This is a genomic window from Arcobacter defluvii (assembly GCF_013201725.1).
Classification (GTDB): domain Bacteria; phylum Campylobacterota; class Campylobacteria; order Campylobacterales; family Arcobacteraceae; genus Aliarcobacter; species Aliarcobacter defluvii.
The window spans coordinates 998,565-1,020,630 of the sequence record NZ_CP053835.1 but is presented as its reverse complement, the minus strand read 5'-3'; the positions used below and the strand labels follow the sequence as shown (position 1 = coordinate 1,020,630).

Below are 22,066 nucleotides of genomic sequence, written 5' to 3'. Positions count from 1 at the left end.
TTTCGTATTCTAACAAAAAAAATATTCATTTTACTTTTGTAAAATATCTTTAATGACAATTGATAAAAAATCTATACTAAAAGTGCTTTCTTTATCAACAAAAGATTTTAATTCAAGAGATAAATTATATTCATCACAAACTCTTTTTACTATATCTAATCCTATTCCAAATCCACCTTCTGTGTTATTTCCTCTTTTATATCTTTTAAAAATCTCTTTTTGATCTTCTTTACTAATTCCTATTCCAAAATCTTTTACTTTTAAAATATTTTTTTCTAAAGAAACTTCTATAACAGAATCCTTTTTACTGTATTTTATAGCATTAGAAAGAAGATTATTTACAATTTTTTGAGTTTTTGTTCTATCCATTTTTATAAAACAATCCTCTAAATCTGAATTTATTGTAATATCTTTTGTTATTGAAATATCATTAAAAAACTCTATACTTTCACCAACTAAATCTTTGAGATTGAACTCTTCAAAAACATCTTCATTTAACTCATTAAAAGCTGAAAAATGAATATCATTATAAATTTGAGAAATCTGTTTTGAACTACTTAAAATATATTTCATCATTTTTTGAGGATTCTTTCCATTTTTCAACATAGAAACAGAAGTCATCAAAACTGAAATTGGTGTATTTAACTCATGGGCTGAATCTTTTATAAATTTATCCAATGCTTCAACTCTTTGTCTAACAGGATTTAATAAAATTTTAGATAACAAATAACCAATAAAACCAATAAAAATAGCACTTAAAAATAAAATTACTAAAATAAAAATTTGTAGTTTATTTTTATTTTGAACCTCTTGACAAGTTTCTAAAACAATATATTTTATTGGAATATTTTCTTCATCTAAAGTTGTAATAAAATAGTTATAAAACTCATTTACATAACTATCTTTTGAAAAATCAACTTCAAAATTTTTATCTAAATATGAAAAAATCACTTTTTTATCTTTATTAAAAAGTCCATATTTTATATTTATATTTTCCAATTTATTTGGATTAAACTTTTGATTTTTCATATATTTATTTATAATTTCATTTTTTATGTGCATTGAAGCGTTATGTAATTCCATCGTACAACTCTCTTCAAGCATTTTTGTTTCATTTTTATAATAAATATACAAAATTACACCTATTAATAAAATTGCTGAAACTACATAAATTGTTAAAAAACTAATAAGTGCTTTTTTTTCATCTCTATTCAAATCTATATCCTACTGCTCTTATTGTTGTAATTTTTTCTTTTCCAATAATTTCTCTTAAATTTTTTATATAAACTCTAATTGTTGCATCTGTAGGCATTTCATCATAAACCCAAATATTTTGTAATAACTCTTCATTTGAAATTATTCTATTTTTATGAGTACAAAAATATTTTAATATATCTCTTTCTTTTTGAGCTAAATTGATTGTTTCATTATTTTTAAAAATTTGGCAAGAAAGAGGCTCAAAAAATATATTTTCATCAATCTTTATTTTATTATTTTGTTCTATTAAAAATTGTCTGCAAAGCTTCAAAATACGTTGGTCTAATTCTTCTAAATCAAAAGGTTTTTTTATATAATCATCTACACCATTTTCAAAAGATTCTTTTAAATGTTTTGTATCTTGATAAGCTGTTAAAATAATAATAGGAGTATTATTTTTATACTCATTTCGTACACGTTTTAAAACCTCAATTCCTGAAATTGTAGGAGTATTAATATCAAGTAATGCAATATCAAATTTTTTATCAATTAAAGATTCCAAAGCATCTTGTCCATTTGCACACAAAGTTACTTCATAACCTTTATCCACTAAATGTTCATTAAGTAAATCACTTAAGGCAACATCATCTTCTAATAACAAAACTTTCATATAAAATCCTAATATATAATTTTTATTATATTAAACTTTTGTTTATTTAGTGTGTATGCAACTATTTAATTAATTTAAAAAATCTTAAAACTTTTCCTTGAATAACTACATATAAAACTGAACAAATAAGCGCTATTATTGTTCCAAAAACAATACCTATTTTTGCATAAGCAAAATATACAACTAAAGAATAAATAACAACTGAACTTAATCCATAAGGAGTATTTTTTATTACTGTTCTTGCTTGAAATCTACTATGTCTAAAATGAATTATTAACATTAAAGGTAAAAGAATTGTAGGAAAAGATGAAAAAATTCCTGCGATATTTGATGGTACATATTTTGGTAAACTAGAAATTATCAAAAATATAGATATAGTTAAAAGTGACCTAAAAAATATATCACTTATTGAAGTTTTTATTTTTTTATCAATAGCAAAATTCTCTTTTTTTGCAAAATATATAGTTGCAATTAACATTAAAGTAATAACAATAACAGGAGTTAAAACCACATGAGGTGGAACATTTGCTAAGATAAATGCAATAATTAAATATGAAATAAAAGAGATGAGTAAAGATAAAAATATCTCTAACTTTCCTTTGTAAAAAGTACTTATATAATAACCAATAGAAAAGGCTAAAGCCGCAAAAAGTCCATGAATATTATATAAAGCAACATTTGTTACATAATCAACACCATTTTCTATTGCAAAAAACAAAAGTGTAATTGCACTTCCAACAGGAAGCCCAGATAAAATCCCAGAAATTCTAGGACTTACTTTTTCAGCAATAAAACTTAAACTTAAAACAAGTGATACAACTGCGATTGATTTTATTATTAATAGTTCTATAATTCATCCTTTAAAATAAAGAATGAATTATATATTAATTACACATAAATTATATATAAGTAAGATTTTTATCTGAAGTTATCAAATACTAAAGGAGCTTTTAGTTCTAAACTTCTTAGGTGTTTCATGATTGTTTGTAAATCGTCAATATTTTTTCCAGTAACTCTTATTTCGTCACCTTGATTTACAGCTGTAACTTTTAATTTTAAATTTTTTATTTCTGTTTGAATTTTTTTAGCTTCATCTTTTTCAATACTATCAACTATTTTAAAAGTATATTTTCTATTTCCACCACTAGAATCCTCTTTTTTTATCTCTTCTAAAGAGTTAATAGAAATTTCTCTTTTATTCATTTTTGAGATTAAAATATCCATCATTGCATCGATTTTATTATCACTTGAAGATACTAATATTAAAGTTTTTGCTCCAATATTTAAATCTATTTCTTTACTTATTCCTTTAAAATCATATCTATTATCAATCTCTTTTTGAGCTTGAATTACTGCATTTTTCATCTCTTGCATATCTAATTTTGCTGAAATATCAAATTGATGTTCTTTTGCTGCCATTATTATCCTTTTCAATTATTTCATTAAATTCTAACATTATTTTATAAAGCTTTTGGTAAAACAAGATTCAAGAATATTCCAACCATTGCTCCAAGACCAATTCCAGCAAAAGGAACTCCACCAAAATTAAAAGTCATTCCACCAATAGAAAATACTAAAATCATAGAGACAATTGCCATGTTTCTAGGACATGAAAAATCAATATTAGCTCTTGATAATGTACTAATTCCTAAAGTTGCAATAATTCCAAAAAGTAACAACATAATTCCTCCCATAACTGGAACTGGAATAGTTGCAAGTATTGCTCCTAGTTTTCCAATAAAAGCTAATAAAATTGCACAAATAGCTGCCCAAGTCATAATTGCTGGATTATAAGCTTTTGTAACTGTAACAGCACCTGTTACTTCTGAATATGTAGTATTTGGTGGTCCACCAAAAAGTGAAGCAACTGAAGTTGCTAATCCATCACCTAAAAGTGTATTTTTTAGACCTGGTTTTTTTAAATAATCTTGTTTTGTTACACTTGAAATTGCTAACATATCTCCAATATGTTCAATAGCAGGAGCAATTGCAATTGGTAAGATATAAACAATTGCTTGCCAATTAAATTCAGGAGCAACAAAATTTGGCATTGCAAACCAAGCAGCTGTTGGAACTTTTGAAAAATCAATCAATCCGAAATATAAAGAAACAATATATCCTCCAATAATTCCCATTAAAATTGGAATTAATTTAAAAATACCTTTTCCTAATAGTGATACTAAAATAGTAATTGTTAAAGCAATCATTGATATAATAATTGCTTGATCAAATGGTACTAATTGAGCTACTCCATCACCAGTTTTTCCCATAGCCATATTAACTGCAACTGGAGATAAAATAAGACCAATAGAGATAATTACAGGTCCAACTACAACAGAAGGAAGAAGTTTGTGTAAAAACTCATCTCCTTTTAATCTAATCAAAAAACTAAGTACAACATATAAAAATCCAGCTGCAACTAATCCACTTAAAGTAGCAGGAATTCCCCAAGTTGCCACACCATAAGAAATTGGTGCAATAAATGCAAATGAAGAAGCCAAAAATATTGGTGGGACACAACTTCTATTTACAAATTGGAATAATAAAGTTCCAATTCCAGCAGTAAAAAGTGCAACATTTGGGTCAAGCCCAGTTAAAATAGGCACTAAAACAAGTGCACCAAAAGCTACGAATAAAAATTGTAAGCCTAAAATTGAATCTTTAACTCTAAAGTTATAGTCTGTAGGTTTCATTATTACCTCTAATTTTTTTATAAATTTTATAGTATCCAATTTTGCGTATTACAAACTTTAAATTTATGTATAACTTATAAGCAATTTTTTTGTAATATTAATCTTTTAAAAGGACTTAAAATGTATAAAGAAAGTACAAATGTAGTAGTAAAACACTTAGTTAATAGATTAAGAGATGTGAGAACTACTTCAAACGAATTTAGATTAACAATTGAAGAAATTTCAAGAATTTTAGTTTCAGAAGCATTAAATGATTTTCCAACTATTACACAAAATATAAACACTTGGCAAGGTCCTTTAGATGTTGAAGTAATTGAAGTTCAAAAACTTGTTCTTGTTCCTATTTTAAGAGCGGGAGAACCAATGCTTACAGGAATTTTAAGAACATTACCTTATGCAAAAAGTGGTTTTTTAGCAATGAAAAGAGATGAAGAGACATCATTAAGTAAACTTTTTTATGAAAATATTCCTAATTTAGAAAATAAAACTGTTATTTTACTTGACCCAATGGTTGCAACTGGTGGTTCATTGATTGATGGTATTACATATCTAAAAACAAAAAAAGCAAAAAAAATCATCTGTTTAAATATTATTGGTTCACCATTTGGTGTAAAAAAAGTAACAGAAGCTCATCCTGATATTGATATGTTTATAGCTCAAATTGATGAAAGATTAGATGAAAACAACTATATAAGACCTGGGCTTGGAGATGCTGGAGATAGAGCATTTAATACGCACTAAAAGATTAGTTAAAACTAATCTTTTTTAAAATTCAAAAGGATTATTGTATTTGTATATAAATCCTTCTTTTTCTATTTTTTCTCCACTTATTAATCTGTTTAAAAATTCTTTCGATTCTAAAAATATTGGTTTTTCAAAATTATACTTTTTTGAGTTAAAACTATATATTTCCTCTTTTGTTGGATGAGTTTTTGAACATAAATTAAAAATTCCACAAATATTTTTATCAATTACAAATTTAGTTGCATTTATAACATCATTTCTGTGAATAAAATTTATTGGTGTTTTTGGAAATTCTATAACTTTATTTGCACTTCTTTTTCCAAAATACCTATTTGCACCAACAAGTCCAGCAACTCTAAAAATCACATCACTTTTATCTTTTATCAAATTTTCTGCATCAAATACAATCTTTGAACTAGGTTCTGTTATTTCAAATTCTTCATCAAGATTAGCTTCAATATTTGGATAAATTGATGTTGAACTAATAAATATGATTTTTTCTATATTTTGTATTTTTTCGTGAGAATAAATTTTGTTCAAAAAAGATAGATAATCTTCAAATTTTGAAGGAGGATAATTTATAAATAAATAGTTAGTTTCTAATAATTCATCAAGATTACTAAGATTTTCTTCATTTAAAATATATGAAGAAAGACCTTCATCTTCATACATATTTTGTGTTTCTTTACTTCTAGAACTCACTTTTATTTTAAAATGATTTTTTAAAACAATACCTAGTTCAAATCCTAACCAACCTGCTCCTAAAATAGTTAAAGTTTTCATTTAATCTTTTAAAATTCCATAACAAAGTGTTAACCAAGCAATAATTAGTAAACTTCCACCAATTGGTGTAATTGCCCCAAGTATAGGCATATTTAAAATTGTTAAAAAATATAAAGAAAATGAAAAAATAATCATTCCAATTAATATAAGCCATAAAGCAACATAAATTTTTTTAGATTCGGGTTTTAATGAATAAATAAATATTGCTGCAAATAATCCTAAAGTATTATAAAATTGATACTCTACTCCTGTATGATAAATATTCATCATATGTTCATCTAAAATTGATTTTAAACCATGAGCACCAAAAGCTCCCAAAGCTATTCCTAAAGCCATTAAAAAAGAAGCTATTGCTAAAAAATTTTTTATTCTATTATTAAGTATCATATTTAATCCATATATTTATTTTTTTATTTTTTCTTTTAGCGATTTCTTTTTTGAAAAACCCGCACCTTTTTTCTCTTTTTTTTCTAATTCTAAATCATTTATCAATGTTTTAAAATCCATCTCTTCTTTATTCATTTTTGCAAAACAAGTTGCAATAACTGCAATTGTATTTGGTACACGTTTTTTCTTTTTGTATGCTTGAATATTTTTTTCACTAACTTTAATAAGTTCTGTAAACTTTGGAATACTCAATTCTGCATCTAAAAGTAATTTTTTAAAATCAATAAAAGTCATAATATTTCCTATTTATTTAACATCAACTTCCCAAAAGAAATCAATCCACTCATTTGCTTCTCTAACACAATAATCAGGTTGTAAAACAGCTGTTTTTTTGTAAAATAAAGTTGCCAATTTAAACTCAACATTTGGAAATTTTTCTTTTAATACTTTCAAAATCTCTCTCATAGTTTCACCAGAATCAACAATATCATCAACAATCAAAACTCTTTTTGCATGAGAAACATCTGGAATATTAAAAATATTAAAAGAATCTAGTTTTAATTCACCTTCATAATGAATAGAGTTTAATGTATATAAATTTCTCATGTCAAGTGCTTGAGCCATCAAATGTGAAAGTGTTAAACCACCCCTTGCAACAGCAAGTAAAATTTCTGGTTCATAATCTCTACACTTATCAACTAAAATTTGTGTGTCTTTTTTAAATAACTCATAACTATAATATAATTTTTCCAAATAAAAATCCTTTTTAAAAAATAAATGCTAATGCACTAATAAATGTAATAACTAAAATACCAATATTTAAATCTTTGTACTCTTTTTTTACAAGCTTAATAATTGTATAAATCAAAAATCCAGCAGCTATTCCATTTGTAATAGAAAAAGTTAAAGGCATTAAAATAACAATTAAAAATGCTGCTGCACTTGTAGCTAAATCTGTCTCTTCAAAATTTATTTTCCCAAGTTCAGTAAACATTAAAACACCAACTACAACTAATACAGGATAAATTGCATTTGAAGGAATTGATTTAAATAAAGGTAACATAAAAAGTGTAGTTACAAATAATAATGCAGTAAAAACTGCTGTTAATCCTGTTCTTCCACCCTCTTCAACTCCACTTGCACTTTCTATAAATGCAGTTGTTGTAGAAACACCAAGCAAACTTCCACTTACTGTTGCAATTGCATCAGCTTCTAGTGTTTTTTGTAATGACTTATCATTTTTATTATTTTCTTGAAAAAGATTTGCTCTTGTTCCAACACCTGTTAATGTTCCTAATGTATCAAACATATCAGTAATCAAAAATGTAATAATTACAGGTAATAATGATAATGATAATGCACTTAAAATATCTAATTTCAAAAATATTGGAGAAATTGATGAAGGAGCTGAAAAGAAATCAGTTGGTGTTGTATTAAGTGAAAAAGTCCAAGCAACTATTGAAGTGATTGCAATAGATAAAATAAATGCACCTCTTAGTTTATAGGCATAAAAACTAAAAGATAAAATTAAACCTAAAACTCCTAATAAAACATTTGAATTTGAAAAATCTCCAAGAGTAACTAACGTTGCATCATTTGAAACAATCATTCCCATTTGTTTTAAACCAATAAACGCTATAAATGAACCAATACCAGCACTAATTGCACGTCTAAGACTCATAGGAATTGAAGTCATAATCCAAACTCTAAAATTTGTTAAAGATAATAATACAAATAAAATACCAGATAAAAAAACAATACCTAAAGCAGTTTCCCAAGGTATTTTCATACCAAGAACAAGTCCATAAGAAAAATAAGCATTTAATCCCATTCCAACACTCATGGCAATTGGTGTATTTGACCATAAAGCTGAAAATAAAGTTGCAAGTATTGTTATCAAAGCTGTTGCAGTTATAACTGCATCAATTGGAAGTCCTGCATCTGATAAAATAAAACCATTAACAGGAACAATATATAACATTGTTAAAAATGTTGTAAATCCTGCATAAAATTCTTTTGAAATAGAAGTATTATGTTCTTTTAATTTAAAAAAATCCATAAAAATCCCTTTAATAAAATTTTTACATAAAAATATTCTGAAATATATTTAGAAAATATGAAATGGTGCTCACAATCGGAGTTGAACCGATAACCTCTTCCTTACCATGGAATTGCTCTACCTTTGGAGCTATGCAAGCAAAAAAGAAAGAATAATATCAAAACAAACCAAAAAAAAGGGTAAAGGATAAAAACCAACAAAGGGGAAAAAGAGAGGGAGAGGGATAGAGGGGCAAAAAAAAAGCTTTTGCTAAGAGGAACTGTAAAGAAGTTCAAATTAGTAAAAGCTTGGTAAATAAAAAACTCAAGAGCTGGCAGCGGCCTACGTTTCCACCAGGGGACCCGGCAGTATTATCGGCGATGAAGTGCTTGACTTCCAGGTTCGGAATGGGACTGGGTATTTCCACTTCTCTATAGCCACCAGCAAAGTTGAGTGAAAAAAGTAAGAAGAAACATAAAGAAAGATTCAATATGTAAATACTCTTTACACTCAACTCATAAAGGAGTTAAGAAAAAATAATGTTAAAGTCTTTTCACAATATATATTAAATATAAGAAATATATTTAATAAGATAGTAAACCAAAGAATTGTTTAAAATAAGCCAAACGTTCTATTAGTACTGGTCAGCTAAACGCCTTACAACGCTTACACATCCAGCCTATCAACCAGCTAGTCTTGCTGGGAACTTCAGGGAAAGTTAATCTTAGAGTTGGCTTCGAGCTTAGATGCTTTCAGCTCTTATCACATCCGTACGTAGCTACCCAACGATGCTCTTGGCAGAACAATTGGTACACCAGTGGTACGTTCATCCCGGTCCTCTCGTACTAGGGACAAATCTCTTCAACTTTCCTACGCCCACGGAAGATAGGGACCGAACTGTCTCACGACGTTCTGAACCCAGCTCGCGTACCGCTTTAAATGGCGAACAGCCATACCCTTGGGACCTACTTCAGCCCCAGGATGCGATGAGCCGACATCGAGGTGCCAAACCTCCCCGTCGATGTGAGCTCTTGGGGGAGATCAGCCTGTTATCCCCGGCGTACCTTTTATCCTTTGAGCGATGGCCCTTCCACACAGAACCACCGGATCACTATGACCGACTTTCGTCTCTGTTCGACTTGTATGTCTCACAGTCAAGCTAGTTTATGCCATTATACTCAACTGGCGATTTCCATCCGCCATGAACTAACCTTTGTAAGCCTCCGTTACTTTTTAGGAGGCGACCGCCCCAGTCAAACTACCCACCAGACATTGTCCTGATACAAGATAATTGTACGCAGTTAGTAACTCAAATATTCAAGGGTGGTATCTCAAGGATGGCTCCATATGTACTTGCGTCCATATATCATAGCCTCCCACCTATCCTGCACATGAATATCCAAGCTACAGTGTCAAGCTGTAGTAAAGGTGCACGGGGTCTTTCCGTCTTTCCGCGGGTAGGAGGAATTTTCACCTCCACTACAATTTCACTGGATCCCTGGTTGAGACAGCTCCCATCTCGTTACGCCATTCATGCAGGTCGGTATTTAACCGACAAGGAATTTCGCTACCTTAGGACCGTTATAGTTACGGCCGCCGTTTACTCGGGCTTCAATCAAATGCTTCGCTTGCGCTGACATCATCAGTTAACCTTCGAGCACCGGGCAGGCGTCACACCTTATACATCCACTTACGTGTTAGCAAAGTGCTGTGTTTTTGGTAAACAGTCGGGAGGGACTCTTTGTTGCAACCTCTATCGCTTTTTGGAGCAAGTCCATATACAATAGTAGGCACACCTTATACCGAAGATACGGTGCTAGTTTGCAGAGTTCCTTAACCAGGGTTCTTCCACGCGCCTTAGAATACTCATCCCACCCACCTGTGTCGGTTTACGGTACGGGCAACATATAATATACTTAGTGGCTTTTCTTGGCACGACAGTATCATCGATTCTCCATCTCCTCCGAAGAGTGTCAAGAGCCTGTAAGATCTCGGCCTAACGTTACCCGGATTTGCCTAAGTAACAGCCTACGTCCTTCGAGCCACTATTCCATCAGTGACCTCGATTAACTCTATGCGTCCCCACATCGCGCTTATATGTTGGTATTGAAATATTAATCAATTTGCCATCGTCTACCCCTTTCGGACTCGACTTAGGTCCCGACTAACCCTACGATGACGAGCATCGCGTAGGAAACCTTGGGTTTTCGGCGTTGAGGATTCTCACCTCAATTATCGCTACTCATGCCTGCATGCTCACTTCTATCCGCTCCAACGCTCCTTACCGGTACATCTTCTACGCTGAATAGAACGCTCTCCTACCACTCAATTAAAATTGAATCTAAAGCTTCGGTGTACATCTTAGCCCCGTTATATTTTCCGCGCAGAATCACTAGACCAGTGAGCTGTTACGCTTTCTTTAAAGGATGGCTGCTTCTAAGCCAACCTCCTGGTTGTCACAGTAACTCCACATCGTTTTCCACTTAGATGTAACTTAGGGACCTTAGCTGTTAGTCTGGGTTGTTCCCCTCTCGACGATTGATTTTATCACCCACCGCCTGACTCCTGTGATTCCACATATGGTATTCATAGTTTGATAGGGTTTGGTACCGCGGTAAGCAGCCCTAGCCCATTCAGTGCTCTACCCCCATATGCTACAACACAAGGCTATACCTAAATATATTTCGGAGAGAACCAGCTATCACGAAGTTTGATTGGCCTTTCACCCCTATCCACAAGTCATCCGGAGACTTTTCAACGCCTATCGGTTCGGTCCTCCACTGGCTCTTACACCAGCTTCAACCTGCTCATGGATAGATCACTTCGTTTCGGGTCTGCAGCATCTGACTAATTCGCCCTATTAAGACTCGCTTTCGCTACGGCTTCGTACTTGACTTAACCTTGCCAGATACCACAACTCGCAGGCTCATTATGCAAAAGGCAGTCCATCACCCTGATAAATCATAGGGCTCTGAATGATTGTAAGCTAATGGTTTCAGGTTCTATTTCACTCTCCTCGCTGGAGTACTTTTCACCTTTCCCTCACGGTACTTGTTCACTATCGATCTGTAAGTAGTATTTAGGATTGGAGGGTGGTCCCCCCAGTTTCAGTCAAAATATCACGTGTTCCGACCTACTCAGGATACCATTAGAGCTATTGAGAATTTAAATTACAGGAGTTTCACCTTCTATGCTACACTTTTCCAAGTATTTCATCTATCCTCTTTAGTCTCACATTATGGTCCTACAACCCCCAATGCAAGCATTGGGTTTGTCCTAATCCGCTTTCGCTCGCCGCTACTGACGGAATCTCGTTTGATTTCTCTTCCTCTGGCTACTGAGATGTTTCACTTCACCAGGTTAGCTCCCCGTAGGGTAATATATATCTCTATATACTGGGTTGCCCCATTCAGAAATCCCCGGATCAAAGCTCTTTGGCAGCTCCCCGAGGCTTATCGCAGCCTAATACGTCTTTCATCGCCTCTTACAGTCTAGGCATCCACCATTAGCCCTTAATAGCTTATTAATAAATAGAGTTAAACTCTATCGCTTTTTGATAATATTCTTTGGCTACTATCTTATTAAACATATTATTTAAAATATATCCAATAAAATAATGTTGTGTTCTATCTAATTTCTTAGATATGAAATTTTTTTTGTTTTAAATTATTTAACATTTCTGTTATCTAATTCTTACGAAAAAATTAAAGACTTTAACATTATATTTTTAAATATCATTTTGATTCGAAAATCAAATATAAATTCAATATCCTTTGAACTTATATTTAACTTCTTTATCACTCTATAAATTAATTATTACGCATTTACTCTTAATAGGTGGTGGAGAATAGCGGGATCGAACCGCTGACCTCCTGCGTGCAAAGCAGGCGCTCTCCCAGCTGAGCTAATTCCCCAACCTAAATTAATCTTTCTAGATTATTTAATGGTGGGCCTATCAGGACTTGAACCTGAGACCTCACGATTATCAGTCGAGCGCTCTAGCCAGCTGAGCTATAGGCCCCTTTTACTACCTATTTAAATAATCTTTATAAACCGAATATAAAAACTCTTTCTTTTTAGTTTTAAGTTAAGAATCGAATCTTAACTTAATTCTCTGAAAGGAGGTGATCCAACCGCAGGTTCTCCTACGGTTACCTTGTTACGACTTCACCCCAGTCGCTGAATCCACTGTGGAAGGTAGCTACTTTAGCATCCCCGCTTCGAATGAGTTCAACTCCCATGGTGTGACGGGCGGTGAGTACAAGACCCGGGAACGTATTCACCGTAGCATAGCTGATCTACGATTACTAGCGATTCCAACTTCATGTAGTCGAGTTGCAGACTACAATCCGAACTGGGAGATATTTTTGAGATTTGCTCCACATCACTGTATTGCTGCTCTTTGTATACCCCATTGTAGCACGTGTGTAGCCCTGGACGTAAGGGCCATGATGACTTGACGTCGTCCTCACCTTCCTCCTACTTGCGTAGGCAGTCTCATTAGAGTTCTCAGCCGAACTGTTAGCAACTAATGACGAGGGTTGCGCTCGTTGCGGGACTTAACCCAACATCTCACGACACGAGCTGACGACAGCCGTGCAGCACCTGTATATAAGTTTCTGCAAGCAGACACCAATCTATCTCTAGAAAGTTCTTACTATGTCAAGTCCAGGTAAGGTTCTTCGTGTATCGTCGAATTAAACCACATGCTCCACCGCTTGTGCGGGTCCCCGTCTATTCCTTTGAGTTTTAATCTTGCGACCGTACTCCCCAGGCGGTACACTTAATGTGTTAACTGCATTACTGCAAGGTCGAGCCTCACAACAACTAGTGTACATCGTTTAGGGCGTGGACTACCAGGGTATCTAATCCTGTTTGCTCCCCACGCTTTCGCGTCTCAGCGTCAATAATGTTCCAGTAGATCGCCTTCGCAATCGGTATTCCTTCTGATCTCTACGGATTTTACCCCTACACCAGAAATTCCATCTACCTCTCCCACATTCTAGGTATACAGTTTCAAAAGCAGTTCAATAGTTAAGCTATTGGATTTCACTTCTGACTTATATACCCGCCTACACGCTCTTTACGCCCAGTGATTCCGAGTAACGCTTGCACCCTCCGTATTACCGCGGCTGCTGGCACGGAGTTAGCCGGTGCTTATTCATATAGTACCGTCATTATCTTCCTATATAAAAGGAGTTTACGCACCGAAATGTGTCATCCTCCACGCGGCGTTGCTGCATCAGACTTTCGTCCATTGTGCAATATTCCCCACTGCTGCCTCCCGTAGGAGTCTGGACCGTGTCTCAGTTCCAGTGTGACTGATCATCCTCTCAAACCAGTTAGGCGTCATTGCCTTGGTGAGCCATTACCTCACCAACAAGCTGATACCATACAGACCCATCCTCTAGCACTAAAGCGTTTCCCTTGCATACTTATGTATTAAAGGCATATAGGGCATTAGCAGACGTTTCCATCTGTTATTCCTTTCTAGAGGGCAGGTTATCTATACATTACTCACCCGTGCGCCACTTAGCTGACAATTATAGCAAGCTATAATCCGTTCTCGTTCGACTTGCATGTGTTAAGCACGCCGCCAGCGTTCACTCTGAGCCAGGATCAAACTCTCCATAAATTATAGAGCTTTTGAAACTGACAAATTTTATAACTCTTCAATTACAAAATTATCACTCAAATTTTATAGACAAGCATTTGTTTTACCAAATTCTCTTGTTTTTATATTTTTATTTAACATTTATTCTTATTTTTAATCTAAATAAACATAGATTTTTATAAGAGTCTCATATTCGGTTTATAAAGATTACTTTACAAACGTTTATAATTATTTTTAAAGATCATTCCCTCTCGATTGAAGCGTATCTCTTCTCACTTTTCGTTTGAAGCGTTCCAGTCAAATTGGACGGGAATTATAATAGATTTTTATTAGCTTGTCAATACCTTAACGCTGAAATGTAGCTTAAATTTTTAAATTTATCCTCTTTTTATCACTTTTTCTTGTTTTTTGTGATTTTTACTTTGTTTTACTTGGGTTTTTATTATTTTATGTTATTTATTTGTTTTAATTACTTTAATAATTGTAAATTTATAATATGCAAGTTTAAAATATACACCTTTATTTAACAATTATTTGATAAAATTTCATTTATGTTTTTATAATACGGGGAAATTAAAAATAACAGTAGAATAATTTCATATAGTTATTTTATTATAGGAGATATACATATAATGAGTGCATCTATTTTTAGAGAATATGACATAAGAGGAATATTCAAAAAAGAATTGAATGAAGATATAGTAAAAAAAATTGGTTTTTATTTAGCAAAAGCTTTACAAAAGAAAGTTCCAACTGCAAAATATATGGCTGTTGGTTATGATGCAAGACTTCATTCTCCTACTTTGAAAAATTGGTTAACTTCAGGAATAAATAAAGCTGGATTAAAAATTTTAGATATGGGATTAGTACCAACACCTGTAAACTACTTTGCAAACTTCACTGACTTTGATGGTTTAAAATGTGATGGTTCAGTAATGATTACAGGAAGTCATAATCCACCTGAATATAATGGATTCAAGATAACATTAGATAAAGATCCATTCTTTGGTGAAGATATTTATTCACTTGGAAGAGAAATTCTAGCGGACAATACAATAATAGAAGATAATGAAGAAACAATAGTAATTGATTCTAAAAATAGATATATAGCTTATATAGTAAAAAGTTTTTCACACTTAAAACTTGAAAATAAAAAATTTGTTTTTGATTGTGGGAATGGTGTTGCTGGCGTTGTATTAAGAGAAATTCTTGATAAATTAAATATTAAGTATAAAATTTTATTTGAAGAACCAGATGGAAATTTCCCAAATCATCATCCAGATCCAAGTGATGAGCATACTTTAGAAGATATAAAAAAAGAGTTAGCAACTGGTGAATTTGATTTTGGATTTGCTTATGATGGTGATGCAGATAGAATTGCTTTACTTTCACCAAAATATAACTTTAAAGGAGATATTTTAGCAATATTCTTCTCTAAATTTATAAAAAATCCTACTGTTATTGGTGAAGTTAAATGTACACAAGTTATGTATGATACTATTAATTCTTATGGAAAAGCTATCATGTATAAAACAGGTCATTCAAATCTAAAAGTAAAAATTAAAGAGACAAATGCTGATTTTGCAGCAGAAGTTTCAGGTCATTTATTTTTCAATGATAGATATTTTGGATATGACGATGCAATTTATGCTACATTTAGAGCTTTAGAATTAATCGATCAAAATTTTGATTTTGATAAAGAGTATGAAGCTTTACCAAAAGTTTATTCAACTCCTGAAATTAATATCACTGTTACAGAAGAAACAAAATTTAAAATCATTGATGATTTAAAAAATGCTTTAACAAATCCACCTGAATATTTTCCTAAAATCAAAGATATTATAACTGTAGATGGAATAAGAGTTATTTTTGAAAAGGGTTGGGGATTAGTAAGAGCTAGTAACACAACACCAAAACTTGTAACAAGATTTGAAGCAGATACACAAGAAAATGCTAAAATATACGAAAATGTTTTAATTAAATTATTTGAAGAAATAAAAGGAAAATAAATGAGTAAAGAAAATCCAATCAAAAAATGTCTATTCCCAGCTGCAGGTTATGGAACAAGATTTTTACCTGCAACAAAAGCAACGCCAAAAGAGATGTTACCAGTTTTAACAAAACCACTTATTCAATATGGAGTGGAAGAAGCATTAGCGGCAGGTATGGATACAATGGCAATTGTAACAGGTAGAGGGAAAAGAGCTATTGAAGATCACTTTGATATTTCTTATGAATTAGAGCATCAAATTAAAGGAACAAACAAAGAACATTTATTGACTGAAATCAGATCAGTTATTACAAAATGTACTTTTTCATACACAAGACAAATTGAAATGAAAGGTTTAGGTCATGCTATTTTATGTGGTGAAACTTTAATTGGAGATCAACCATTTGCAGTTTTATTGGCAGATGATTTATGTGACGCTCCAACTCAAGGTGTTTTATCTCAAATGATTGAACTATATAAAAAATATCATTGTTCAATTGTTGCTATTGAAGAAGTTCCAAAAGAAGAAACAAATAAATATGGAGTAATTTCTGGAAATGAAATTGAACCAGGAATTTATATGATTAAAGATATGGTTGAAAAACCTGAACCTGAAGTTGCTCCTTCAAATTTAGCAATTATAGGAAGATATATTTTAACTCCAGATATTTTTGATATTTTAAAAGAAACAAAACCAGGAAAAGGTGGAGAAATTCAAATCACTGATGCTCTTTTAACTCAAGCAAAAAAAGGAATGGTTTTAGCTTATAAATTCAATGGACAAAGATTTGACTGCGGAAGTATTGATGGATTTGTGAAAGCTACAAACTATTTTTATGATAAAGAAACAAAAAAAGAGAAAAAAAAAGAGACTGGAGCAAAATAAGTGAAAAATAACCTATATTATCCGCAAGTATCATTAAGTGATGAAGAAATCTTTGCAGAAATAAAAAAAGAAAGAGAGAATATAGGTTACTACTCTCTTCCTTATGAAGATACAACTTTTTTAAAAGCTAAATTAGATAGTTTAAATTTTACTCAAAAACAAATTGCTATCATTGGAATTGGAGGAAGTACTTTAGGGACTTATGCAATTTACAATTTTATGAAGTATAACAAACAACATAATAAAACTTTAAAAAAAGAACTTTTTTTCTTTGAAAGTACAGATCCTGTTAATTTAAATGGAACATTAAGTCAAATTGATTTGGAAGATACTTTATTTATAGTAATTTCAAAATCTGGAACTACAATAGAGACTATTTCTATTTTTAAATATTTAATGTCAATTACAAAAATTGATAAGTCAAATTTATTAGTAATTACAGAAGATGATAGTAAGTTAAATACTTTTGCAAAAGCAAATGATATTAACTCTTTTGATATTCCTAAAAATGTTGGTGGAAGATTTTCTGTATTATCTAATGTTGGGTTAGTTCCTTTATATCTAGCAGGATTTAATATTGATGAATTATTAAAAGGTGCAAAAAAAATATCAACATCATTTTTTGAGCAAAATGATTTATATGACCATTTAATCAAAAAAGCAAGAACATATTATGAATTCAAAGATGTTTACAATGTAAATGCAATTTTTTCTTATTCTCAATTACTTGAAGGCTTTAATAAATGGTATATCCAACTTTGGGGAGAGAGTCTTGGGAAAATTGATGTAAATCATACAAACCAAGGTTTAACTCCAATTGGACTTTTAGGGCCAGTTGACCAACACTCTTTCTTACAACTTATTGTTGAAGGTAAAAGGGATAAAACTGTAACATTTATAAAAATCAAAGATTTTAAAGATGAAACTAAAATAGCTCCAACAACACTTCAAGGTTTAGAAGAATTAGATTACATCAATAATCTTAATTTTAAAGAACTTATCAATCTTCAAGCAGATGCAACAATTGCATCAGTTAAAGAATATAAAAAAGATATTCCAATAGATTTAATTGAAATTGAAGAGATCAGTGAATATGAAATTGGAAAACTTTTATTTTATTATGAATTATTAACTTCAATCGTTGGAAAATTCTTAAGAATAAATACTTATGACCAACCAGGTGTTGAAGGTGGAAAAATCATCTTAAAAGAGATGTTAAAAAATAAAAATTAGGAAAATAAATGGCAATTTTTGGTGATATTGGAACTGTTAAAGGACAATTAAATAATCCTAAATTTGATAAAGCCTTTTTATATTTGGAAAAATTGCAAGATATTAATTCAAATGAATATCAAAGTTTAATAAATATTAAACTTGATAACTGTAACAAAATAGTTCTTGATGAGAACTGTTTTGTTCTTGAACAAGCTTATATTTCAAAAGATAAAAAAGATTGTTTTTTTGAATCTCACAAAAAATATATAGATATTCAATATATTTTTGATGGAACTGAGATAATGGAAGTTGAAAATACAAATAATCTTCAAATAACAAAAGAGTATGATGAAACTTTAGATTATGCAAAATATGCCCAATCTCCTAACTCTTCATCTTTAGTTATTAGAAAAAATGAACTAGCGATTTTTTATCCAAACGATGCCCATATGCCTTGTATTAAAGTGGATAAAAATGAAAAAGTTATAAAAGCTGTTTTTAAAATAGCAGTATAATTATGGAATATTTATTTTCTAGTTTAGTTCCTGTTTTTGGACTGATATTAATAGGATATTTTTTTAAAAGAATTAGTTTTCCATCTCATGAATTTTGGCCAATGGCTGATAAACTTACATACTTTGTTTTAATGCCTGCTCTTTTGATATTTAAACTTTCAAATGCAAAGTTTGAACCTAATAGTATAAATTTTGTTTTAGTTTCACTTATAGCAATATTTTTAACAATGATTGTTTTAATAATCTTTAATAAAATAAGCCCTACAAAAAACAACTCTTTTACTTCAATAATTCAAGGTGGGATAAGATTTAATACTTATGTATTCTTAGCTTTAAGTGGTTCTATTTTTGGAGATGAAGGTTTAGTTTTAAGTGCTATTATTTTAACTTTTGCAATTCCATTTATAAATATTTTATGTGTAACAATTTTTGCTCTTTATTCAGATAATAATAAACTAGATTTTATATATTTAGTAAAATCTATAATAAAAAATCCTTTGATTATTGGTTGTGCAATTGGTGCTTCAATCAATTTTTTATCAATTCCAATTCCAGTAAGTATTGAAAATTTAATAGAAATTTTAAGTAAAGCAGCTCTTCCTTTAGGACTTTTATCTATTGGTTATGCTTTAGTATTAAAAGAGTTAAATAGTGCGAAAAAAGATTTGATTATTAGCTGTATTGGAAAGTTTATAATCTTGCCTTTTTTTATTTATAGTTTTGGAATGATGTTTGGATTAAATGAAATAATGATTTCAATTTTAGTTTTATTCTCTGTTTTACCAACAGCTCCAAGTTCATTTATACTTGCACGGCAACTTGGTGGAGACATAACACTTATGACAAGTATCATAACAGTGCAAACTTTAGCTTCTGCACTGTTTATAATACTATTTTTAAAACTATTCGTTTAAAAAAGTTCTAAAAACTATCATAGATGATTTTTTAAAGCCATTTTTTTCATAAAAATTATGAGCTTTAAAATTATCATTATCTGTTAAAAGAGTAATTCTTTTTATACCTTGAGACTTTGCAAACTCTTTTGCAAAGTCTAATAGTTTTGAACCTATATTTTTATCTCTACATTTAGATGAAACTATCATATCTTCTAGAATCACAACCCTATTTCCAAGTGCTGTTGAAATTGAATATAAAAGGTTTACCATGGCTACTATTTCATTTTCTATTTCACAAACTATTATATGCCCTACTTCTTCATCTTTGATTATTGTTTCTAATGCTTTTATTTGTAAAGCTTCATTTGGAACAAACTCTTTTTCTAAACTAAAAAGTTCGTTTAAAAGTTTTGATAAAGATTTTATATCTTCTTCTTTTGCAACTCTAAATCTCATTTTCTCTCTTTTTTTAATGTTGTTTCATATCCCATTTGAGGTTCATTTGGAACTAAAAATGATAAACTAAAAGAACAAAATGCAATAACTGCTCCAATAATAAATACTAAAGAATTAGAATATAACCAAACCATACCTAAAAATGCTGGTAAAAAAACTGCTGCAATATGATTTATAGTAAAACTTACAGCACTTGCACTTGAAATATCACTTGGATTTGCTATTTTTTGGAAATATGTTTTTAAAGCGATAGCCATAGAAAATAGTAAATGGTCAATAATATATAAAGCAAAAGCAAAATATACATTATCTACAAAAGCATAAGATGTAAATACTAATATAAGACCAATGTATTCAATTTTTAAAGTAACTTTCTCTCCAAATGCAACTATAAATTTACCAATTTTTGGAGCTAAATACATATTTAAAATTGAGTTCACAAATAACAATAAAATCATATTGTGAATATCAACACCAAATTTTTCTACAAGTAAAAATCCTGCAAATACTACAAATATCTGTCTTCTTGCACCGGAGAGAAAAGTAAGTAAATAAAAAAGCCAATACTCTTTTTTTACTCTAATTTTTTTATCTTGAATAACTGTCTCTTTAAAATGAGTAAATAAATACCAAGAAAAAATACCTAATAAAAAAGTAAAACCACCAAATATTAAATAAACATATTTATACTCCATAGCTAAATAGTTCATAAAAAGATAAATCAAAATAAATACTAAAAGTCCAGTGAAAGATTTTGCTGCACTTAATTTTCCTAAAACAATAGGAGCTTTATTTTTATCTATCCATTGTAAAGATAAAGACTGATTTAAAGTCTCTAAATAGTGAAATCCAACTGACATAATAATTGTTGTGATATAAAGTCCAATTGCTGTTGGGAAATATCCAGTTGATGCTGTTCCTAATCCTAAAAGCATAATAGATAAATAAACTAATCTTTGTTGAGCAATGAAAGCTAAAACCAATAAAACTGTAAATGCAAGAAATCCTGGAATTTCTCTTAAACTTTGTAAAATTCCTATTTGGCTACCATCAAAAGATGCTACTTCTATAGTAAAGTTATTTAATAAACTTGTCCACGCACTAAAAGAGACAACCATTGAAATAGTCATTATATAAAGTAAAGCCTCTTTTGAAGTAAAAATTCTTGTGATAAATGTTTTTTTCAAATAAATACTCCAATGATTACATTGATTGCTAGTGCACTTAAAAGCACTTTTAAAATGATGACAAATTTTTTACCATCAATTTTATCTCTTAATTGTGTTCCAGTCCAGCTTCCTACAACTGCTCCAATTATCATTGCAACAATAACTCCAATATAATCAAAAAATACAAAACCAAAATACATAAATACAAATACTTTCAAAATATGACTGATACTCATAAGTGCAGCACCTGTTGCTACAACTACATTTTTATCTTTATAATCTTTAAGTAAAAGTGTCATTGTAAGTGGTCCAGTTGCTCCTACAACCATTGAAAGTCCTGTTTGGAAAAAACCTGCTAAATAATAGTTTTCATATCTTTTGATTTTCTCATTAAATTTTGCTGACCATAAAGAAAGAAGTATATAAATACCAATAAATAAAGGCACATATTCTAAAGAGATAAAACTCAAAATTCCCATAAAAAAACCAATTCCTAGTAAAGAACCTAATAAAAATTTTGGGATTACTTCAACTTTTACATCTTTATATCCAAAAATTGCACGGCTTAGATTACTTGAAACTTGTGTTAATCCATGAATTGGAATAAGAGCATTTAAAGGTAAAAATGAAGGTAAAATAACTATAAGCATCATCCCTCCACCAATTCCAACTACTCCAGCAATTGTTGAAGTTAGAAAAGTAATCACTCCAAGAATTAATTCTGTCATATAAAAATCCTATTAAAAAGATTAACGTAAAATACCCAATAAAGCCTTTATTATCAAAAAAGGGTTATAATCAATTTTTTAAAAA

General features: G+C 30.5%; 19 protein-coding genes, 3 tRNA genes and 3 rRNA genes. 6 read left to right on the top strand and 19 right to left on the bottom strand.

Annotated features, from left to right (window positions below; translation table 11 throughout):
• Window positions 1-30 precede the first annotated feature (30 nt).
• The 5 genes from ADFLV_RS05115 to ADFLV_RS05095 form a co-directional block, all read right to left on the bottom strand.
• Window positions 31-1,215, bottom strand: coding sequence for a sensor histidine kinase (locus ADFLV_RS05115; protein WP_129012177.1), 1,185 nt, complete (start codon window positions 1,213-1,215; stop codon window positions 31-33).
• The gene (locus ADFLV_RS05110; protein ID WP_129012178.1) at window positions 1,208-1,867 is read right to left on the bottom strand and encodes a response regulator transcription factor; all 660 of its coding nucleotides are present in this window, start codon (window positions 1,865-1,867) and stop codon (window positions 1,208-1,210) included. Before ADFLV_RS05110 ends, ADFLV_RS05115 begins: the two co-directional genes overlap by 8 nt.
• Before the next feature lie 61 nt (window positions 1,868-1,928).
• Window positions 1,929-2,585, bottom strand: a complete 657-nt coding sequence (locus ADFLV_RS05105) for a hypothetical protein (RefSeq protein ID WP_129012179.1) — start codon at window positions 2,583-2,585, stop codon at window positions 1,929-1,931.
• A gap of 200 nt (window positions 2,586-2,785) precedes the next feature.
• A complete protein-coding gene (locus ADFLV_RS05100) occupies window positions 2,786-3,286 on the bottom strand; it encodes a YajQ family cyclic di-GMP-binding protein (protein ID WP_014473789.1) in 501 nt (166 codons plus the stop codon).
• A 41-nt stretch (window positions 3,287-3,327) separates the two neighbouring features.
• A complete protein-coding gene (locus ADFLV_RS05095) occupies window positions 3,328-4,563 on the bottom strand; it encodes a uracil-xanthine permease family protein (protein ID WP_412486705.1) in 1,236 nt (411 codons plus the stop codon).
• Between the two features lie 117 nt (window positions 4,564-4,680).
• On the opposite strand from ADFLV_RS05095, the gene upp reads away from it, so the two are divergent.
• Window positions 4,681-5,301: a uracil phosphoribosyltransferase gene (gene upp, locus ADFLV_RS05090; protein WP_129012181.1), complete on the top strand. Its 621-nt coding sequence runs from the start codon at window positions 4,681-4,683 to the stop codon at window positions 5,299-5,301.
• A 24-nt stretch (window positions 5,302-5,325) separates the two neighbouring features.
• Here upp and ADFLV_RS05085 read toward each other — a convergent pair whose 3' ends face one another.
• The 11 genes from ADFLV_RS05085 to ADFLV_RS05035 all read right to left on the bottom strand — a co-directional run bounded on the left by ADFLV_RS05085 (window position 5,326) and on the right by ADFLV_RS05035 (window position 14,147).
• Window positions 5,326-6,087, bottom strand: a complete 762-nt coding sequence (locus tag ADFLV_RS05085) for a Rossmann-fold NAD(P)-binding domain-containing protein (protein ID WP_129012182.1) — start codon at window positions 6,085-6,087, stop codon at window positions 5,326-5,328.
• A complete protein-coding gene (locus ADFLV_RS05080; RefSeq protein WP_129012183.1) occupies window positions 6,088-6,474 on the bottom strand; it encodes a DUF423 domain-containing protein in 387 nt (128 codons plus the stop codon).
• A 15-nt stretch (window positions 6,475-6,489) separates the two neighbouring features.
• Window positions 6,490-6,768: a hypothetical protein gene (locus tag ADFLV_RS05075; protein WP_129012184.1), complete on the bottom strand. Its 279-nt coding sequence runs from the start codon at window positions 6,766-6,768 to the stop codon at window positions 6,490-6,492.
• 12 nt (window positions 6,769-6,780) lie between these two features.
• Window positions 6,781-7,227, bottom strand: coding sequence for a phosphoribosyltransferase (locus ADFLV_RS05070; RefSeq protein ID WP_129012185.1), 447 nt, complete (start codon window positions 7,225-7,227; stop codon window positions 6,781-6,783).
• A 13-nt stretch (window positions 7,228-7,240) separates the two neighbouring features.
• Entirely contained in the window at window positions 7,241-8,533 is a 1,293-nt protein-coding gene (locus tag ADFLV_RS05065; RefSeq protein ID WP_129012186.1) for an NCS2 family permease, read from the bottom strand.
• 63 nt (window positions 8,534-8,596) lie between these two features.
• Window positions 8,597-8,672, bottom strand: a tRNA-Thr gene (locus ADFLV_RS05060).
• Between the two features lie 169 nt (window positions 8,673-8,841).
• Window positions 8,842-8,957: ribosomal RNA gene (gene rrf, locus ADFLV_RS05055) — 5S ribosomal RNA — on the bottom strand.
• Between the two features lie 168 nt (window positions 8,958-9,125).
• A 23S ribosomal RNA gene (locus ADFLV_RS05050) occupies window positions 9,126-12,038 on the bottom strand.
• Between the two features lie 312 nt (window positions 12,039-12,350).
• Window positions 12,351-12,426, bottom strand: a tRNA-Ala gene (locus ADFLV_RS05045).
• 30 nt (window positions 12,427-12,456) lie between these two features.
• A tRNA-Ile gene (locus tag ADFLV_RS05040) sits at window positions 12,457-12,533 on the bottom strand.
• A 96-nt stretch (window positions 12,534-12,629) separates the two neighbouring features.
• A 16S ribosomal RNA gene (locus tag ADFLV_RS05035) occupies window positions 12,630-14,147 on the bottom strand.
• Together the 16S, 23S and 5S rRNA genes with 3 tRNA genes alongside form the textbook arrangement of a ribosomal RNA operon.
• Window positions 14,148-14,758: 611 nt before the next feature.
• On the opposite strand from ADFLV_RS05035, the gene ADFLV_RS05030 reads away from it, so the two are divergent.
• From ADFLV_RS05030 to ADFLV_RS05010, 5 genes are read left to right on the top strand one after another with little or no spacing between them, the layout of a single operon-like run.
• Complete coding sequence (locus ADFLV_RS05030; protein WP_129012005.1) at window positions 14,759-16,135, top strand: phosphomannomutase/phosphoglucomutase; 1,377 nt, start codon at window positions 14,759-14,761, stop codon at window positions 16,133-16,135.
• Window positions 16,136-17,002: a UTP--glucose-1-phosphate uridylyltransferase GalU gene (gene galU, locus ADFLV_RS05025; protein WP_014473780.1), complete on the top strand. Its 867-nt coding sequence runs from the start codon at window positions 16,136-16,138 to the stop codon at window positions 17,000-17,002. It abuts the gene before it with no gap.
• Complete coding sequence (locus ADFLV_RS05020; RefSeq protein WP_129012006.1) at window positions 17,003-18,235, top strand: glucose-6-phosphate isomerase; 1,233 nt, start codon at window positions 17,003-17,005, stop codon at window positions 18,233-18,235.
• Between the two features lie 8 nt (window positions 18,236-18,243).
• Window positions 18,244-18,732, top strand: a complete 489-nt coding sequence (locus ADFLV_RS05015) for a NanQ anomerase/TabA/YiaL family protein (protein WP_129012007.1) — start codon at window positions 18,244-18,246, stop codon at window positions 18,730-18,732.
• Window positions 18,733-18,734: 2 nt separating this feature from the next.
• The gene (locus ADFLV_RS05010) at window positions 18,735-19,646 is read left to right on the top strand and encodes an AEC family transporter (protein ID WP_129012008.1); all 912 of its coding nucleotides are present in this window, start codon (window positions 18,735-18,737) and stop codon (window positions 19,644-19,646) included.
• Here the strand turns inward: ADFLV_RS05010 and ADFLV_RS05005 are convergent.
• From ADFLV_RS05005 to ADFLV_RS04995, 3 genes are read right to left on the bottom strand one after another with little or no spacing between them, the layout of a single operon-like run.
• Window positions 19,635-20,084 (bottom strand): GNAT family N-acetyltransferase, encoded by a 450-nt coding sequence (locus tag ADFLV_RS05005; protein ID WP_129012009.1) that lies wholly within the window; start codon window positions 20,082-20,084, stop codon window positions 19,635-19,637. The genes ADFLV_RS05010 and ADFLV_RS05005 overlap by 12 nt on opposite strands.
• Window positions 20,081-21,271, bottom strand: coding sequence for an MFS transporter (locus ADFLV_RS05000; protein WP_206731481.1), 1,191 nt, complete (start codon window positions 21,269-21,271; stop codon window positions 20,081-20,083). The genes ADFLV_RS05005 and ADFLV_RS05000 overlap by 4 nt, the downstream gene beginning before the upstream one ends.
• Complete coding sequence (locus ADFLV_RS04995) at window positions 21,268-21,981, bottom strand: TSUP family transporter (RefSeq protein ID WP_129012010.1); 714 nt, start codon at window positions 21,979-21,981, stop codon at window positions 21,268-21,270. Before ADFLV_RS04995 ends, ADFLV_RS05000 begins: the two co-directional genes overlap by 4 nt.
• Window positions 21,982-22,066: the final 85 nt, after the last annotated feature.

What these genes read in the sequence shown, in the direction of transcription:
- ADFLV_RS05080 (WP_129012183.1), bottom strand. Translation starts at nt 6,474, where the DNA reads ATGATACTTAATAATAGAATAAAAAATTTTTTAGCAATAGCTTCTTTT.
- ADFLV_RS05030 (WP_129012005.1), top strand. Translation starts at nt 14,759, where the DNA reads ATGAGTGCATCTATTTTTAGAGAATATGACATAAGAGGAATATTCAAA.
- ADFLV_RS05085 (WP_129012182.1), bottom strand. Translation starts at nt 6,087, where the DNA reads ATGAAAACTTTAACTATTTTAGGAGCAGGTTGGTTAGGATTTGAACTA.
- galU (WP_014473780.1), top strand. Translation starts at nt 16,136, where the DNA reads ATGAGTAAAGAAAATCCAATCAAAAAATGTCTATTCCCAGCTGCAGGT.
- ADFLV_RS05075 (WP_129012184.1), bottom strand. Translation starts at nt 6,768, where the DNA reads ATGACTTTTATTGATTTTAAAAAATTACTTTTAGATGCAGAATTGAGT.
- upp (WP_129012181.1), top strand. Translation starts at nt 4,681, where the DNA reads ATGTATAAAGAAAGTACAAATGTAGTAGTAAAACACTTAGTTAATAGA.
- ADFLV_RS05110 (WP_129012178.1), bottom strand. Translation starts at nt 1,867, where the DNA reads ATGAAAGTTTTGTTATTAGAAGATGATGTTGCCTTAAGTGATTTACTT.
- ADFLV_RS05005 (WP_129012009.1), bottom strand. Translation starts at nt 20,084, where the DNA reads ATGAGATTTAGAGTTGCAAAAGAAGAAGATATAAAATCTTTATCAAAA.
- ADFLV_RS05065 (WP_129012186.1), bottom strand. Translation starts at nt 8,533, where the DNA reads ATGGATTTTTTTAAATTAAAAGAACATAATACTTCTATTTCAAAAGAA.
- ADFLV_RS05100 (WP_014473789.1), bottom strand. Translation starts at nt 3,286, where the DNA reads ATGGCAGCAAAAGAACATCAATTTGATATTTCAGCAAAATTAGATATG.
- ADFLV_RS05010 (WP_129012008.1), top strand. Translation starts at nt 18,735, where the DNA reads ATGGAATATTTATTTTCTAGTTTAGTTCCTGTTTTTGGACTGATATTA.
- ADFLV_RS04995 (WP_129012010.1), bottom strand. Translation starts at nt 21,981, where the DNA reads ATGACAGAATTAATTCTTGGAGTGATTACTTTTCTAACTTCAACAATT.
- ADFLV_RS05015 (WP_129012007.1), top strand. Translation starts at nt 18,244, where the DNA reads ATGGCAATTTTTGGTGATATTGGAACTGTTAAAGGACAATTAAATAAT.